This is a genomic window from Dactylosporangium sp. CS-047395, assembly GCF_050942185.1.
GTDB lineage: Bacteria > Actinomycetota > Actinomycetes > Mycobacteriales > Micromonosporaceae > Dactylosporangium.
The window spans coordinates 3859621-3875255 of sequence record NZ_CP192015.1 but is presented as its reverse complement, the minus strand read 5'-3'; the positions used below and the strand labels follow the sequence as shown (position 1 = coordinate 3875255).

The following is a 15635-nucleotide window of genomic DNA, read 5'->3' as shown; positions in this document are numbered from 1 at the left end:
ATGGACTTCGAGCTTTCCCCAGCGCAGCAGGAGTTCCGGGCCGAGGTACGCGAATTCCTCGCCGACCTCCCGCCCACGACCGACGCCGCCGTGCACGACTCCGGCACGCTGCACAGCTGGGACGTGCACCGGGCGATGACCGAGCGGGGCTGGCTCGCCGCCGCCTGGCCCGTCGAGCAGGGCGGGCAGGGGCGCGACCCGTTCGAGATGGCCACCCTGAACGAGGAGTTCGCCCGCGCCGGCATTCCGATCGAGGGCTGGCTCATCTCCGAGCTGGTCGCCAAGACCCTGCAGATCGTCGGTACCGCCCAGCAGCGCGCCGAGGTCATCCCGGCCATCCTCAGCGGCGCCGCCCTCATGAGTCTCGGCTACTCCGAACCGGACTCCGGCTCGGACGTGGCCGCCGCCCGCACCAGGGCGGTCCGCGACGGCGACGGCTGGGTCATCGACGGGCAGAAGATGTTCACCACGATGGCCCACGAGGCGAGCCACGTGTTCCTGCTCGCCCGGACCAACCCCGACGTGCCCAAGCACCGCGGCCTGACCATGTTCCTGGTGCCGCTGGACGCCGACGGCGTCGAGATCCGCCCGGTGCCGACCCTCGGCGGTGAGCGCACCAACGCCACCTTCTACGAGCGGGTCCGCGTCCCCGACAGCGCCCGCGTCGGGGAGGTCGACGGCGGCTGGGACGTCATGATGGTCGCCCTCGCCTTCGAGCGGCAGCCGGCCGCCGCCGGGCACCTGCTGCACCTCGTCGGCCGGGCGATCGAGTGGGCCCGCACGCCGGACGCCGACGGGCAGCGGCCCGTCGAGCGGCCCGAGGTGCGCGCCGCCCTGGCCCGGGCCGCCACCGATCTCGAGGTGAGCCGCCTCATGGGCCTGCGGATGACCTGGCTCACCGCCCGCGACGTCCTGCCGCACACGGAGGGCTCGCTCGCCAAACTGTTCAGCTCCGAGGCGCTCATGCGGGCCGCGGCCGAGTTCGCGGACGTGCTCGGGGCCGACGGGCTGCTCGCCGGGCACGGCACCGGGGCGCCCGCCGACGGGTGGATCGAGCACGAGTTCCGGCACTCGGTCGTGACCACGATCTACGCCGGCACCAGCGAGATCCAGCGCGGCATCATCGCCGAGCGCCACCTCGGCCTCCCCAGGAGTCGTTGATGACCGTCGAGGACGAAGTGACGTACACGGTCGAGGGCGGCGTGGCCCGGATCGTGTTCAACCGGCCCGAGAAGCTCAACGCGCTCGGCCCGCCGCAGCGGGAACGGGTCATCGCGCTGCTGGCCGAGGCCGGTGCCACCGTGGAGGTACGAGCAATCGTGCTCACCGCGACAGGCCGGGCCTTCTGTGCGGGTGGCGACCTGAGCGGGAAAACGGCCGTAAAAAAGGTCGTCGGCGGCACCGGACCCGGCGTCCGGAGCGCCCAGACGCTCATTGCCGCGGTCCTCGACTGCCCCAAGCCGGTCATCGCCGCCGTCAACGGGGTCGCCGCCGGGATGGGGGCCCAGCTCGCCCTCGCCGCCGACTTCATCGTGGCGTCCAGCAAGGCGCGCTTCGCCGAGCTGTTCGTCACCCGCGGGATCGTGCCGGACGCCGGGGCCGCCTACCTGCTCCCCCGGGTCCTCGGGCTGCACACGGCCAAGCGGCTGCTGCTGCTCGGCGGGGACCTGTCCGTCGCCGAGGCCGAGCGGCTCGGCATCGTGCACGAGGTGGTGGCCCCGGAGGAGCTCGACGCCGCCGCACAGAAGCTCGCGGCGCGGCTCGCGGCCGGCCCGACCGTCGCCCTCGGGCTGGCCAAACGCCTGCTGAACCAGTCGCTGGACTCGGACCGGGTCGCGGCGTTCGACCGGGAGGAGATGGCCGTGGCCATGAACGTGTGGACCGAGGACAGCGCCGAGGGGCTGCGCAGCTTCGCCGAGAAGCGCGACCCCGTCTTCCGGGGGTGGTGAGCGATGCCCCGACCGACCGGCATCGGCGTCGTCGACCTCATGATGGGCATCCCGAAGGGGCCCGGCGACGACAGCTGGCGGCGCTTCCTCGGCAGCCAGCTGCGCGACCCCGAAAGCAGGGAGACGTACCGCTTCCCGGCCGAGTACATGTACAAGAGCCTCCCGGGCGAGCGGTTCAGCGCCGACGGGGCCAAGGCCGTGCTGCTGGAGATGGACCGGTGGGGCGTCGAGCGCGGCATGATCACCGTGAGCTTCGACGACGAGCTCTCGGTCGCCGCGCTGCGGGATCATCCGGACCGTTTCCTGGGCGCGTTCCCGGTCGACCCCAACGCCGGGATGGAGGGCGTCTGCGCGCTGCGGCGGGCGGTCGAGGAGCTGGGCGTGGTGGCCGCCAGCGCCATGCCCAGCGGCTGCAACCCGCCGGTGCCGATCAACGACAAACGGTTCTACCCGCTCTACGCCGCCTGCATCGACCTGGACATCCCGATCTTCGTCTGCGCCGGGGTGCCCGGGCCGCGGGTGCCGTTCGCGGCCCAGGACGTGGCGCTCATCGACGAGGTCTGCTGGTTCTTCCCGGAGCTGCGCTTCGTCACCCGGCACGGCTGCGAGCCCTGGGTCGACCTGGCCGTCAAGCTGCTGCTGAAGTGGCCCAACCTGTACTACTCGACGAGCGCCTTCGCACCGCGCTACTACCCGAAGGCGATCGTCGACTTCGCGAACACCCGCGGCGCGGACAAGGTGCTCTACGCCGGGTACTTCCCGATGGGCCTGTCCCTGGAGCGCATCTTCACCGAGCTCGACGACCTGCCGCTGCACGAGCACGTGTGGGAGAAGTTCCTGCGCACCAACGCCCTGCGGGTCCTGGGGATCGGGGGCTGACATGGGCAGAAGAGCCATCGTCTGCGGTACCGGCTTCGGCCTGCGCGTCCACGTGCCGGCCCTGCGCGCCGCCGGGTTCGAGGTGGCCGCGCTGGTGGGCCGCGACGCCGACCGCACGGCCCGGCGGGCGGCCCGGCTCGGGATCCCCGCCGGGTTCGACTCGCTCGTCGCCGCCCTGAACGCCACCGCGGCCGACGTCGTCACCATCGCCACCCCGCCCGACACCCACGCCGAGCTCGCCGCCCTCGCCATCGCGGCCGGCCGGCACGTGATCTGCGAGAAGCCCCTGGCGCTCACCGTCGCGCAGGCCGAGGCGCTGACCGAGGCGGCCGCCGCGGCCGGGCTGGTGGCCCTGGTCGGCACCGAGTTCCGCTGGGACCCGGCCGTCGAGGCGGTCCGGGCCGCGATCGCGACCGGCCTGATCGGGCGGCCGCACACCGCCACGGTCCTCCGCTCGTACCCGATCCTGGCCGCCGCCGACGCACCCACCCCGGCCTGGTGGTTCGACCGGTCCCGGGGCGGCGGCTGGCTGCGCGCCAACGGCACCCACCTGATCGACCAGCTGCAGCTGTGGCTCGGCCCGATCGTGGACGTCGCGGCCGTCCTGGGCCAGTCGGTCCCGCGCCCGGCGGGCGACGCCGACGACGGCTACGCCGTGTTGCTGCGCACCGCGGGCGGCGCCATCGCCGTGCTGCAGGAGTCGGCGGCGACGTGGGGCGAGCCGGCCGAGGTGACCCGGATCGCGGGCACCGACGGCACCGTGTCCATCGTGGACGGTCACGCGTTCCTCGCCACCGCCGGCGGCACCCGGCGGCTGACCCCGGAGCCGTCCCCGCCGCCACCGACGGACGCCGCCGACGCCCGGCCCTGGACCGCGGCGGAGATCGCCGCCTACACGGGCCTCGCGCAGTGGCTGTACCGCCGCCTGGACGACCCGCACCTGACCGAGGTCCCGGCGCCGGCGACCTTCGCCGACGGCCTGTCGGTCCTGCGGGTGGTCGAGGCGATCGAGGCCGCCGCCGTCGCGTTCCCGGGAGGAGCCCGATGAGACTCGACCGGGACCTCGTCCGTCCCGTAAATACGGCCGTCGTCACGATGGAGCTGCAGCGCGGCATCGTCGGCCCGGAGAGCCTTGTGCCCGACCTCGGCGAGCAGCTGCGCGCGACCGGTGGCTTCGACGCCGTCGAGCGGCTCCTCAAAGGCGCCCGCGAGGCCGGGGTCGCGGTCGTGCACGCCACCGTCGCCCACCGGCCCGGCGGGCGCCCCGCCGGCGCCAACGCCCCGATTCTCAAGCGCGCCGAGGCGATGCCGGACAACCTGCTCATCGGCTCGACGTCCGCCCGGCCCGTCGCGGAGGCGCCCGGCGACGTGACGGTCGAGCGGCACCACGGCGTCACCCCGTTCACCGGCACCGAGCTCGACGCCACCCTGCGCGGCCTCGGCACAAGCACCATCGTGCTCGTCGGGGTGTCGCTGAACATGGGCATCCCGGGCGCCTGCGTCGAGGCGATCGGGCTCGGCTACCGCGTCGTCGTCCCCACCGACGCGGTGGCCGGCAGCCCGCCCGAGTACGCCGCGGACGTCGTGCGCTACAGCCTGCGCCACCTGGCCTGGCTGTCCACCGTGGACGAGGTGGTGGCCGCATGGACCTGAGTGGACGGTGCGCGGTCGTCGCCGGGGTCGGGCCGGGCCTGGGCCGCGAGCTCGCCCTGACCTTCGCCGCCGCCGGGGCCGACCTCGCGCTGCTGGCCCGCCGCACCGGCTCGCTGGACGAGCTGGCCGCCCTCGAACCGAAAGCGCTCTGCCTGCCGACCGACCTCACCGACCGCGACCAGTGTGCCACCGCGGCCCGCCGCATCGGCGAGCGCTTCAAGACCGTCGACGTGCTGGTGCACAACGCGTTCAGCCGCCCGCCGCTCGGGTCGCTGGGCGAGCGCACGGCCGCGGACTGGCACGCCGCGGTCGACGGCAATCTGGTGTCGGCGACGAACCTGCTGTACGAGCTGCGGCCGTTCATGCGACCCGGCGCGTCGGTGGTGCTGATCAGCTCCATCTCGGCCCGGATGCCGCACCCCGGCTCGGGCATCTACGCGGCGATGAAGGCCGCGCTGCTCACCCTGGTCCCGGTGCTGGCCCGCGAGCTCGGCCCGGACGGCATCCGGGTCAACGCCGTCGTGCCCGGCTACATCGAGTCCGACAACCTCGAGGCGTTCTTCGGCGGCCCGCGGGCCCGGCGCGACGCCGAGGCCGGCACCTGCCTGGGCCGGTTCGTGACGGCCAGCGAGGTGGCCCAGGTGGTCGCGTTCTTCGGCTCCCCGCTCTCCGCCGGAGTGACCGGCCAGACGCTCGACGTGAACGCCGGCCAGTGGTTCGCCTAGACACCCCGAAGGAGCACCCCTATGGACACAGCGGCGCCACCGAGAACCAAGCTGCGAGCGAGCGGCGTCGAGCGGCAGTTCATCGCCGGGAAGCGCAAGGTGCACGCCCTCGGCCCGCTCGACCTGACCGTCGCCGACGGCGAGTTCGTCTGCCTCGTCGGCCCGTCCGGCTGCGGCAAGTCGACGTTCCTGCGCGTCGTGAACGGGCTGCTGCCGCCGACCTCCGGGACCCTCGACCTCTGGATGGACGACGGCCGGGCGGCCACGTCGATGGTCTTCCAGGACTACGGCGTGCTGCCGTGGAAGACGGTGCTGGCGAACGTGCGGTTCGGGCTGGACATGGCCAAGGTGCCGCGCAAGGAGGCCACCGCGCAGGCGATGGAGTGGATCCGCCGGCTCGGGCTGAACGGCTTCGAGAAGGCGTACCCGGCCACCCTCTCCGGCGGCATGCGCCAGCGGGTGTCGATCGCGCGGGCCCTGGCCGTACAACCGCAGATCCTGCTCATGGATGAGCCGTTCGCGGCCGTGGACGCCCAGATGCGGGTGGTGCTGCAGGAGGTGCTGCTCAAGGTCTGGGAGGAGGACCGCCGCACCGTCATCTTCGTGACCCACAGCCTGGAGGAGGCGCTGGTGCTCGGCGACCGGGTGGTCGTCGTGTCGGCGCGGCCCGGGCGGGTGGTCAGCGACATCACCGTGCCGTTCGGCCGGCCCCGCCCGAGCGACCTGCGCGGCACGCCGGAGTTCGCGGCCCTGCACCAGAACGTCTGGGACGTGCTGCGCGACGAGGTCCAGGCCTCGCTGGCGGCGGGAAAGGAGGAGTCATGACCCAGGTGACCGAAGTGGCACCCACGTCCTCGGCGCGGCTCGTGCGGCGCGAGCCCTCGGCCTCGCCCGAGCGGGCCGCCGTCCACCGGCGCCGCCGCCGCGTGGCCGAGATCCTGCTGGGCTTCAGCGCCCCGATCGCGCTGTTCGTGGTGTGGCAGGTGGCCGCCACGAGCGGCGCGGTGAACCCGCTGTTCTTCCCGGCCCCGACCACGGTCTGGGACGCCGCGCTCGATCTCGTCGAGAGCGGCGAGCTGTTCAAGCACCTGTGGGTCAGCCTGACCCGGGTCCTCATCGGCGGCGGTATGGGCGTCGTGACGGGCGTGGCGGCCGGCGTCGCGCTCGGGGCGTCGCGGTGGGCCCGGGCCACGTTCGAGCCGCTGTTGTCGGCGCTGTACACGGTACCGAAGCTGGCCGTCTTTCCGTTGTTGCTCCTCATCTTCGGCCTGACCGACACCGCCCTGAACGTCGCCATCGGGATGACCGTCTTCTTCTTCATGTGGGTCAGCACGATGACCGCGTTCCTGGCCGTCAGCCCCGGGCACCGCGAGGTGGCGCAGAGCTTCGACGCCGGGCCGTGGCAGACCTTCCGGCACGTGATGTTCCCGGCCGCGCTGCCGCAGATGTTCATCGGGCTGCGCATGTCGGTCAGCGTCGCCGTGCTCATGATGGTCGGCGTCGAGTTCACCCAGGCGAACCAGGGCATCGGCTATCTCATCTGGTACTCCTGGACCCTCTTCCAGGCCCCGCGCATGTACGTCGGGATCGTCGCCGTCGCGCTCATGGGCCTGCTCCTGTCGAACATCGTCAAGTGGATCTCCCTGCTCGTGCTGCCCTGGGCCCGCGTCGAGATCGAGGGCGGCGACCGCAACCTCCTGTGAAATTGCCCTGCTGAAAGGACACCCCGCCATGCGCCGATTAGCTTTGGTCGTCGCCGCCGCCCTGCTCCTCGCCGCGTGCGGCGACGGTGCGGACACCCCGGCCGCCGCTCCGACCGCGAACCAGCCCACGACGGCCCTCAGCGCCGGCCCGACCGGGCCGAACACCCCCGCGCCCAAGCCGCTGCCGAGCGAGGTCACCGTCAACGCCTCGCTGCCGTTCCGCAACATCGAGGCGTACGCGCCGCTCCTGCTCGCCGAGTACTTCGGCGAGTTCAAGAAGGAGAACATCAACATCAAGATCCAGCTCGTCCAGACCAACAACCTGGTCGTGCTGATGCAGAAGGGCGACATCGACTTCGCCCCGGCCGCGCCGTCGGCCGGCCTGTTCAACGCGATCGCGGGCGGTGCCGACATCAAGGGCATCGGTGGCGGCGTCGGCTGGAGCCCGGCCAACCACCAGGGCTACTACGTGCGCAAGACGCTGCTGAAGGCCGACGGCTCGTTCAGCGCCTGCGACCTGAAGGGCAAGAAGGTCTCGACCGGCTCCGCCACCGGCCTGGGCTCCCCCGCGGTCGTGGAACTGGCCGCGTACCTCAAGACCTGCAACCTCACCGTCAAGGACGTCACCATCGTCCCGCTCGGCGGGGCCGATCTGCTGGCCGGGCTCGAGTCCGGCTCGGTCGACGCGGGCAACCTCAGCGACCCGGTGTGGACCACGGCCGAGAAGAACGGCCACAAGCTCATCATCCCGTTCACCGCGTCCATCACCAGCTACTGGATGGGCAAGATCCGCACCGAGAAGCCGGACGTGGCCGCGGCCGTCCTGCGCGCGCTGGTGCGCACCAGCCGCACGTACCTGCAGGGCGACTACCGGGCCAACCCGGAGGTCAAGGCGGCCCTCGTCAAGGCGATGGAGACCAAGGAGGAGACCCTGGCCGGCCCGTCCAGCCTCGTCTTCGACCCGGACTTCAAGTTCCCGGTCGGCAACATCGCGCCGATCGAGACCGCCTGGGCGCAGATCGGCGGGATCGTCAGCTTCGACAAGCCGCTGTCCGACGCGCAGCTCTTCGACGACAAGCCGCGGCAGACCGCCTTGGCCGCGTAGCGATGGGCAAGTTCCTGGCCATCGGCCACCACGGCCCGGTCGACCCCGAACTGGGCCTGCGCATCGCCGACGAGGCCGTCGGCTGGATCTCGGCCCGGCTGGCCGACGGCACGCTCGACTGCCTGTACTCGATGGCCGGCGGCGGCCGGATGCTGGTGGCCAATGTGGACAGTGCGGAGGCGCTGCGGGCCATGCTGCGCGACGCACCGGACGCGCCGCGCGAGTGGACGGTCACCGAGTTGTTCGACGGCATCGAGGTCATCCGCAACTACGTCGAATCCATGCGCGGATAAGGAGAGTGCGTGTCATGTGGGCGGCTCAGCTCGTGGCTCCGTCGACGTTCGCCCACGTGAGCGTGCCGGCGCCGCTCGCGGCGGCCCTCGCCCCCGGCGAGGTGCTGCTGCGGGTGCGCGCCGGCGCCATCTGCGGCAGCGACATGCCGCTGTTCAAGGGGGCGATCCAGCGCCAGGGCGGCCTCGGCAACCATCCCGACGGGGCCCCGCCCGGCGTCGGGTGCCCGATGCACGAGGTCGTGGGCGAGGTGGTCGCCTCCCGCCACCCAGGCTTCGCGCCCGGCGTCACCGCGGTGGGCTGGGCGCTGGGCCAGGACGCGATCGCCGAGCTGTGCGTCACCGAGGGCGATTCCCTGGTACCGGACGACGGCCGCCTCACCCCGCCCGAGGCCGTCGTCGTCCAGCCGCTCGCGTGCGTCATCTACGCCGTCGAGCGGATGGGCGACGTGGCCGGGCGGCGGGTCGCCGTGCTCGGCCAGGGCCCGATCGGCGTACTGTTCAGCCACGTCCTCGCCGCGCGGGGCGCCCGCGTCGTCGGCGTGGACCGGGTGGACCGCTCGGCCGCGGCGCCCGGCTTCGGCTTCGACTTCGTGCACGCGTCCTGCGACCGGTGGGTGGAGTCGCTCGCCCCGGCCGACCGGCCGGACGTGGTCGTCGAGTCGATCGGGCACCAGGTCGGCACCCTCGCCTGCGCGATCGAGGCGGCCGCGCCCGGCGGGCTGGTCTACTACTTCGGGGTGCCCGACGACATGGTCTACCCGGTGCCGATGCACACGTTGTTCCGCAAGGATCTGACGCTGCGGGCCGGCACCACGAAGGACCGGCCGCGGGTGCTGCGGGCGGCGCAGGACTATCTGCGCGAGCACCCGGCGATCCTGGACGCCTACGTCACCCACCGGGTGCCGATGAGCCGCGTCCAGGAGGCGTACGACCTCGCGGCGGCCCCCCGCGCGGGTCAGCTCAAGGTGGTCGTCGAGGCCGCGTGAGCGTCCCGGGCGTCGAGCAGCGGTCGCAGGAACTCCGGCAGCTCCTCGGCCGACCTGACGAAGGCCAGGGGGTGGACGATGACGCAGTCGGCGCCCGCCGCCCACAGGGCCCGCGCCTCCTCGAGCACCGGCATGGCGCCGACCTCCTCGGCCGTCTTCCCGTGCGCGACCAGCGTCGTGGCCACGGTGACGGGAATCGAGCCGGGGTCGCGGCCGGTCCGCTCGCACTCGGCGCGGATGGCGGCGATCGCCTCCCGCACGCCGTCGAGCGGCATCGGCTGGCCCCACCAGCCCAGCCCGTGCCGCACGATCCGCTCGACGGCCCGCGGGGTCGGGTTGAAGCCGAACGACAGCCGCAGATCGGCGCCCTGCACGGGGACCGGGACGCTGTGCAGGTCGGTGAAGTCGACCCGGCGCCCGGTGTGCGCGGCCGGCCCGCCGCCCCACAGCGCCCGGCACACGGCGACCTGCTCCTCCAGGATGCCGAAGCGGCCCTCGAAGGCGCGCTCGCTGACCCGGTACTCCTCCTCCTGCCACCCCACCCCCAGCCCCACGTCGAGCCGCCCGCCGCAGATGACGTCGAGGGTCGCCAGTTGCTTGGCCAGCAGCACAGCGGGCCGGATCGGCGCGATGAGCACGTTGGTGCCGAGCCGGGCCCGTTCGGTGACCCCGGCGACGGCCGCCAGCGCGATCAGCGGCTCGAACCAGTTGGTCTCCAGGGGATACGGGAAGCCGGTCGCGGTCCGCTCCCGGTGCGTGCGCTCGCTCATCGTCACGTGGTCGGGCAGCACGAGCAGGTCGACGCCCATCCGGTCGGCCAGCCCGGCCGCCTCGAGCAGCCCGCCGAACCGGCCGCCGTAGAGCTCTTCCACGGCCATGAGATTGAAGCCCAACCGCGCCATCGCACTCCCTAAACCAAGCAAGTGCTTGTTAGTTTATGTGCGCGGCCCGGATCGCACCAGGCCCGCCACGAGGAGGTCTCATGAGGAACGAGGACGCGATCCGCGAGCTGGTCTGCCGGTACTGCCGGGGCATCGACCGGCTCGACATGGACCTGGTCCGGTCCTGCTACCACCCCGACGGGGTCGATCACCACACCGGCTTCGACGGCCCGATCGAGGACTACATCGCCTGGGTGGAGCCGAAGGTCCGCGGCTTCGACGGCACCCAGCACCTGGTGGCCAACCACCTCGTCGAGGTCGTGGGCGACCGGGCGCTGTCGGAGACCTACGGCATGGCCGTGCACTGGGGCACCCCGGCCGACGACGCCCGGCTGAACTTCACCAGCGGCTTCCGCTTCGTCGACATGCTGGAGCGCCGCGAGGGCGAGTGGCGGATCCTGGAGCGGTTCGCGTCCCGCGAGTGGACCCGCTCGGAGGCGGGCGCGTTCGTGCCGAGCGAGGGCCCCGGCCCGCGCGGGCGCCGCGACCGCGAGGACCACATCTACCGGCTCCGCGACCGGCTCTCCGCGCCGTAGGCACACACCAGGTCGCCGACCTGCACGACCGCGATGCCGGCGGCCCGGGCGCTGCGGGCGGCGTCGGTGGGAGTACACACGATGGGCTCGTCGTGCAGGTTGAACGAGGTGTTGACGAGCCCGGGCCGGCCGGTGCGCCGGCGGTACTCCTCCAGCAGCAACGCCAGCCGCGGGTTCTCGCCCGGGTGGACCAGCTGCGGGCGCGCCGTGCCATCCAGGTGCACGGCCGCGGGCAGCGCGGCGAGCGCCTCCGGGCGGCAACGCACCGACGTGGTCATGAACCGGGTCGGCCCGGCGACCGGTTCGAGCCCGTCGAACAGCCGGTGCGCCTCGGCCGCGGGCACCACCGGCGCGAACGGCATGACGTGCGAGCGGCGCAGGCGGTCGTTCAGCGCGGCGGCCACCGACGGGTCCCCGGCGGGCGCGAGGACGCTGCGGTGGCCGAGGGCGCGCGGGCCGTACTCGCAGCCGCCGGCGAACCGGGCCACCACGTGCCCGTCGGCGAGCGCGGCGGCCAGCGCCCGCTCGGGTCCCTCGGCGGCCGCGACGACCTCGTAGCCCTGCTCCCGGAACGCGGCCGCCGCGGCGTCGTCGGCGAACGACGGCCCGAGGTCGATCCGGTTCAGCGGCCGCGGACGAGCGCCCGTGGTCCGGGCGTGGACGACCGCCGCGGCCCCAAGTGCGATCCCGGAGTCCGTCATTCCAGGATGGACATGCAGCTCTTGTACTCCCGGCAGCCCCGCCAGCCGCCGGTTCAGCGTCACGTTGGCGAAGACCCCACCGGAGACCACGAGCGCCGAGGAGCCCGACCGGCGCAGGTGGTGCTCGACGAACTCGACGACGACCTGTTCGAGGATCTGCTGCACGGTCGCGGCCACGTCGCACCGATCGAGCCCGGCGATCAGCCCGGCCATCCGCTCGTTGTGAAAACCCGGAATGCGATCCGGGTACGGCCCCTGCACGATCCCCGCACCCAGCGAGCCGCGCGGCACCCCGGCGGCCGGGTCGAAGCGCATGACGGCCGACAGCCGTTTCAGCAGCCGAGGATCCGCGGTGCCGGATGCGGCCATCGCCGTCAGCTTGCCCTCGTCGCGCTGCGGCCGCAGTCCACACGCGACGGTCGCGGCCGAGTACAGGTGGCCGAGCGACGCCTCGGTCGGCACCTCGGCGACGGGGCCGAGACGGTGCCCCTGTCCATCGTGGACACTGCCGCTCAGGTCGTCGCCCTTGCCGTCGAGCGTGACGACCAGCGCCGCGTCGACCGGGGCGAGCAGGAACGCGGCGGCATGGCAGGTGTGGTGCGGCACGAACATCGTGGGGATGCCGGCCGGGTCGAGGCCGGCCTCCGCCACGGTGCGCAGCGCCTTCGCCACCCGCGCGCGCTGGGTCAGCAGCGGCATCTGGAGCAGGTCGTGGGCGTCCAGGCCGAGCTGGTGGCGCCGGTCGAGGCGCTGCCGCTCGCCCGCGGCCACCAAGTCCAGGAACGTGTTGACCGCGCGCCGGTGCAGGGCCTCGGGCTCCTCCAGGCCGACCGCGATCGCCGTCACCTCCTCGGTGGCGGCGGCCAGGCACCAGGCGACGCTGCGGACCGGGCCGGGGGCGTCCGGTGGGCGCGCGTCGTGGTTCTTGACGCGCGAGAACCGCTCCTCCTCGACGGCGGCGAGGACGGTACCGTCGGCGGAAATGAGTGCGGCGCCGGCGTTGTGGCCCTCGTAGACCCCGAGGATCGCCATCAGCGGACGGCCCTTCCGCCGATCTTGATCCGGATGAGCTCGCGGCCGCTGTCCTGCTCCAGCAGCGGGCCGCGGTGCATGACCCGGTGGTTGTCGAACATGACGAGCCGGCCGGGGGCGGTCGCCGGCTCGTACCACGGCACCGCCCCGGCGAGCGCGGCTTCGAGTCGCAGCACGCCCCGGGCCAGCGCGGGCGACATCCGGTCCCGGAGCGGGTCGACGGCCGGGCGGACCCAGCGCGGCACGGCCGGGTCGAGGATGGCGCCCCACAGCTGCGGCAGGTGCGGGAAGTTGACCCGCCACGGCAGCGCCTCGCCGCGCAGGGCGGCCAGGGCCTCCGGGTCGTCGAGCAGCGCCGTGTGCAGCCGGCGGATCGGCAGCACCCCGGTGGCCTCGGGCTGCGGGCCGGGCGCGGAGAGCAGGCCGAGCACGGAGTACCGGTTGGGCAGCAGCCACGGCGTGCTGTCGGTGTGCCAGGCCTGGTCGTGCCGGTGCCCGACGCCCGACACGACGTGGCTGACGGTGCCGCCGACGTCGTCGTGCACGCCCTCGGCCGGCATCCCGAGCCAGGCCGCGAGCAGCGTCGCGGCGACGGTCGCCGGCACCTCCGCGGGATAGCCGACGACCGCGTGCCCGGCCTCCCCGTCGAGCGCCGCGAACAGCCCCGCTTCCAGGTCGCGGGCGGGCTCGCGGGAGGTGATCGCGCGCAGCCGGGGCGCGTCCTCCCGCAGCGCGGTGGCGCAGTCGGCGACGGTCGGAAGCTCGGGCAGCCGGCCCTCGAACCACGACTCCGGGAGCTGGATCATGCGAAGTGCCGGTTCAGCATCTCGCGCACGACCCCGCGCCGCTCGGGCGTGGCGAGGGCGGTGACGTACACGTCGAGGTCGGCGTCGTACTCCAGCTCGGCGAAGCGCCCGTCGAACAGCTTGCGCATCCCCTCCAGCACGCTCAGGCCGAACGACGGGTAGGCCGAGTCCAGCGAGTGCGCGAGGTAGAACGCGAGGCTGCGCTGCCGGGTGGTGTGCGCGTCGCGCTCCCGGTAGTTCTCCAGGCTGAACACCGGATGGCAGGCGTCGAGCAGCAGCTTGGGCGCGCGCCACACCGGCATGACGATCCGCTGCTCGCCGAGCGGCCGCAGCGGGTAGGCGAGCGGGGTCTGCCCGTTCATCACCATGAACAGCAGCTCGGCCAGCAGGTCCTCGCGGTTGTAACCGAACGCCAGGTCGCCGAAGCCGCGCCGCTGCCCCAGGACCCGGGCCGTCTTGAGGATCAGGAAGGTCCCGAAGAAGTGCACCGCCTCGTGCCCGAACGCTCCCGCGAAGTCCTCGTACAGCGCGTCCACCGACGTGCGCATGTCCAGCAGCCGGGCCAGCTCGTCCGGCTCGTACACCACGTGCTCGATGCCGAGGTCCTGGCACAGCACGGTGGCCCGGTCGGCGGCGGCCCGGGTCATGACGTCGCGGAACGTGAGGGTGAAGGCGAAGAGCCGGTCGGCCGGGACCGCCCGGCGGAGCCCGAACGCGAGCGCGTTGCTGTCGCCGCCGCCGGACACCCCGAACACGCAGCCGCGCGCGGCCGTCCCGTGCTCGCGGACGAACGCGCCGACCTGGTCGACGATGAGCTTCTGGGCCTCGACGTGGGTGACGACGGTACGGCGGGCGGTGGCCGCTCCCCCGTCGCCCGGCACGATCGCCTCGAACCCGGTCCCGTGCTGAAGCTCCGCTTGCTGGAAGAGCGGCAGGATGGTGTCGAACAGCGTGTTGCGCAGCGCCCGGATCACCACGCCGTCGGTGCTGCCGCGCAGCGCGTCGTACGCGGTCCAGGCCGGAATCGGCGTCAGCTCGCCCCCGTTGACGGCGTAGGCCTGGAACATCGTCTCGGGCATGCGCAGCCCGCCGAGGGTGTGCGCTATGGTCGGACCGATCGGGTCCACCGGCACGGACCCCGTGACGAGTTCCAGGGTCACCGGCCAGTTCGTCATGCGCTCTCCTCGGCTTCCAGGCAGGCCGACCGTCCCTCGGCGAGCACGGTGCGGGTGGTGGCGGCGGGCGCGGACGGCGGCAGCTGCCCCAGGGTGGCCCGCAGGTAGGCGCGGGACCAGGTCTCGGCCGGGCAGCGGCGCGGGCCGGCGCTGAACGGCAGGTACCACGGGCTGCGCCGGGTCTCGGGCCGGTCCGCGTCGAACCGTCCGGGATCCCGCCAGCCGCGCGGGTCGCGGTGCAGCAGCCACGGGCTCAGCACGACGAGGGTCTCCGGCAGCTCGCGGACGACCAGCCAGCCGGGTGCGGCGATGCGGAACAGCTCGGTGACGGCCGCGTCGGTGGCGGCGCGGCCGGTAATCCCCAGGCAGCGGCCGGACCTGATGGCCGCGGCCAGGCTCGCCCGGCCCGCGAACGCCAGCGTGACGATCTCGGCCGCGATCCGCGGCCGGTCCCAGCCCCGCTCGGTCAGCACGCGGACGAACGCCGAGCGCTCCGACAGCCTGGGGGCCAGCTGGGCGACCGCGGCCGCGCGGTGCTCGACGGTGTCCGGCTCGGCGCCGGCGTCCGCGATCCGTCGCAGCGCGCCGAAGGCGGCCGAGAGATCGGGAGCGGCGCCGGCCAGGTGGGCGACCAGGTCGGTCGGCCCGTCGGCGCTGCTCGCCTTCAGGGCGGCGATGACGTCGGCGCGGGCCGCGGTGAACCCGGCGCCGGTCAGGCCGATGTAGCCGCCCAGGTCGCGCAGGGACGCGGCCGGGCGGCCCTTGCGGGCGTCGGGCGAGGTCAGCACGGCGCGGGCCGCCTCGGGCGCGCGCACGAACCGGGCCGGCCGCCCGCCGAGGGTCACCGGGACCGCGTCGGCGGTGCAGCGGGCGTCGAGGTCACACAGGGCCGCGAACAGCGCCGCCCGATCGGCGAGCGCCAGGCCCGGAAGGTTCGGTACCAATCACATCTGGGCGGTCAGCGCGGACGCGCAGAGGACGAACTCGACGCCACCCTCGGTCATCGTCTCGAAGCCGGTCTCGGGCAGGGTCGCGAAGACGACGTCCTCGGCGGTGGTCTCGGCTGCTTCGACGGTCTGCTCGGGCATCCTGGCCTCGCTCTCTGCTTGATCGTTGTCCCCGGCCAAGTATTCAGAACGGCCGTCGGATGC

18 protein-coding genes are annotated in these 15635 nt (G+C 73.4%); 12 read left to right on the top strand and 6 right to left on the bottom strand.

The features are described from left to right. From ACQP00_RS18240 to ACQP00_RS18190, 11 genes are read left to right on the top strand one after another with little or no spacing between them, the layout of a single operon-like run. Positions 1-1161: an acyl-CoA dehydrogenase family protein gene (locus ACQP00_RS18240; RefSeq protein ID WP_433220585.1), complete on the top strand. Its 1161-nt coding sequence runs from the start codon at positions 1-3 to the stop codon at positions 1159-1161. After that, the gene (locus tag ACQP00_RS18235) at positions 1161-1949 is read left to right on the top strand and encodes an enoyl-CoA hydratase/isomerase family protein (RefSeq protein ID WP_433220583.1); all 789 of its coding nucleotides are present in this window, start codon (positions 1161-1163) and stop codon (positions 1947-1949) included. Before ACQP00_RS18240 ends, ACQP00_RS18235 begins: the two co-directional genes overlap by 1 nt. 3 nt (positions 1950-1952) lie before the next feature. After that, the gene (locus ACQP00_RS18230) at positions 1953-2828 is read left to right on the top strand and encodes an amidohydrolase family protein (protein WP_433220580.1); all 876 of its coding nucleotides are present in this window, start codon (positions 1953-1955) and stop codon (positions 2826-2828) included. A gap of 1 nt (position 2829) precedes the next feature. Beyond that, positions 2830-3876 carry a Gfo/Idh/MocA family protein gene (locus ACQP00_RS18225; RefSeq protein WP_433220578.1) on the top strand — a complete coding sequence of 349 codons (1047 nt, stop codon included), beginning with the start codon at positions 2830-2832 and terminating at the stop codon, positions 3874-3876. Next, positions 3873-4481: a cysteine hydrolase family protein gene (locus tag ACQP00_RS18220; protein ID WP_433220575.1), complete on the top strand. Its 609-nt coding sequence runs from the start codon at positions 3873-3875 to the stop codon at positions 4479-4481. The genes ACQP00_RS18225 and ACQP00_RS18220 overlap by 4 nt, the downstream gene beginning before the upstream one ends. Next, positions 4472-5206, top strand: coding sequence for an SDR family oxidoreductase (locus tag ACQP00_RS18215; RefSeq protein WP_433220572.1), 735 nt, complete (start codon positions 4472-4474; stop codon positions 5204-5206). Before ACQP00_RS18220 ends, ACQP00_RS18215 begins: the two co-directional genes overlap by 10 nt. 21 nt (positions 5207-5227) lie before the next feature. Beyond that, entirely contained in the window at positions 5228-6031 is an 804-nt protein-coding gene (locus ACQP00_RS18210; RefSeq protein ID WP_433220569.1) for an ABC transporter ATP-binding protein, read from the top strand. Continuing rightward, the gene (locus tag ACQP00_RS18205) at positions 6028-6909 is read left to right on the top strand and encodes an ABC transporter permease (RefSeq protein ID WP_433220567.1); all 882 of its coding nucleotides are present in this window, start codon (positions 6028-6030) and stop codon (positions 6907-6909) included. Before ACQP00_RS18210 ends, ACQP00_RS18205 begins: the two co-directional genes overlap by 4 nt. A gap of 28 nt (positions 6910-6937) precedes the next feature. After that, positions 6938-8014 (top strand): ABC transporter substrate-binding protein, encoded by a 1077-nt coding sequence (locus ACQP00_RS18200; protein ID WP_433220564.1) that lies wholly within the window; start codon positions 6938-6940, stop codon positions 8012-8014. A 2-nt stretch (positions 8015-8016) separates the two neighbouring features. After that, positions 8017-8307 (top strand): hypothetical protein, encoded by a 291-nt coding sequence (locus tag ACQP00_RS18195; protein ID WP_433220562.1) that lies wholly within the window; start codon positions 8017-8019, stop codon positions 8305-8307. 14 nt (positions 8308-8321) lie between these two features. Further along, on the top strand, positions 8322-9293 hold the full coding sequence (locus tag ACQP00_RS18190) for a zinc-binding dehydrogenase (RefSeq protein WP_433220560.1): 972 nt from the start codon (positions 8322-8324) through the stop codon (positions 9291-9293). On the opposite strand, the gene ACQP00_RS18185 is transcribed toward ACQP00_RS18190, so the two are convergent. Further along, entirely contained in the window at positions 9263-10195 is a 933-nt protein-coding gene (locus ACQP00_RS18185) for a TIGR03619 family F420-dependent LLM class oxidoreductase (protein WP_433220558.1), read from the bottom strand. The genes ACQP00_RS18190 and ACQP00_RS18185 overlap by 31 nt on opposite strands. An 80-nt stretch (positions 10196-10275) precedes the next feature. Here ACQP00_RS18185 and ACQP00_RS18180 point away from each other — a divergent pair, with 80 nt between their 5' ends. Beyond that, positions 10276-10770, top strand: coding sequence for a nuclear transport factor 2 family protein (locus ACQP00_RS18180; RefSeq protein WP_433220554.1), 495 nt, complete (start codon positions 10276-10278; stop codon positions 10768-10770). Here the strand turns inward: ACQP00_RS18180 and ACQP00_RS18175 are convergent. From ACQP00_RS18175 to ACQP00_RS18155, 5 genes are read right to left on the bottom strand one after another with little or no spacing between them, the layout of a single operon-like run. Continuing rightward, on the bottom strand, positions 10737-12503 hold the full coding sequence (locus tag ACQP00_RS18175; protein WP_433220551.1) for a carbamoyltransferase C-terminal domain-containing protein: 1767 nt from the start codon (positions 12501-12503) through the stop codon (positions 10737-10739). The two genes, ACQP00_RS18180 and ACQP00_RS18175, sit on opposite strands and share 34 nt — an antisense overlap. Next, the gene (locus tag ACQP00_RS18170) at positions 12503-13309 is read right to left on the bottom strand and encodes a hypothetical protein (protein WP_433220549.1); all 807 of its coding nucleotides are present in this window, start codon (positions 13307-13309) and stop codon (positions 12503-12505) included. The genes ACQP00_RS18175 and ACQP00_RS18170 overlap by 1 nt, the downstream gene beginning before the upstream one ends. After that, on the bottom strand, positions 13306-14484 hold the full coding sequence (locus ACQP00_RS18165; RefSeq protein WP_433220546.1) for a hypothetical protein: 1179 nt from the start codon (positions 14482-14484) through the stop codon (positions 13306-13308). Before ACQP00_RS18165 ends, ACQP00_RS18170 begins: the two co-directional genes overlap by 4 nt. Next, positions 14481-15428: a cytochrome P450 gene (locus ACQP00_RS18160; protein WP_433220543.1), complete on the bottom strand. Its 948-nt coding sequence runs from the start codon at positions 15426-15428 to the stop codon at positions 14481-14483. Before ACQP00_RS18160 ends, ACQP00_RS18165 begins: the two co-directional genes overlap by 4 nt. Beyond that, the gene (locus ACQP00_RS18155) at positions 15429-15572 is read right to left on the bottom strand and encodes a hypothetical protein (protein WP_433062370.1); all 144 of its coding nucleotides are present in this window, start codon (positions 15570-15572) and stop codon (positions 15429-15431) included. It abuts the gene before it with no gap. Positions 15573-15635 lie beyond the last annotated feature (63 nt).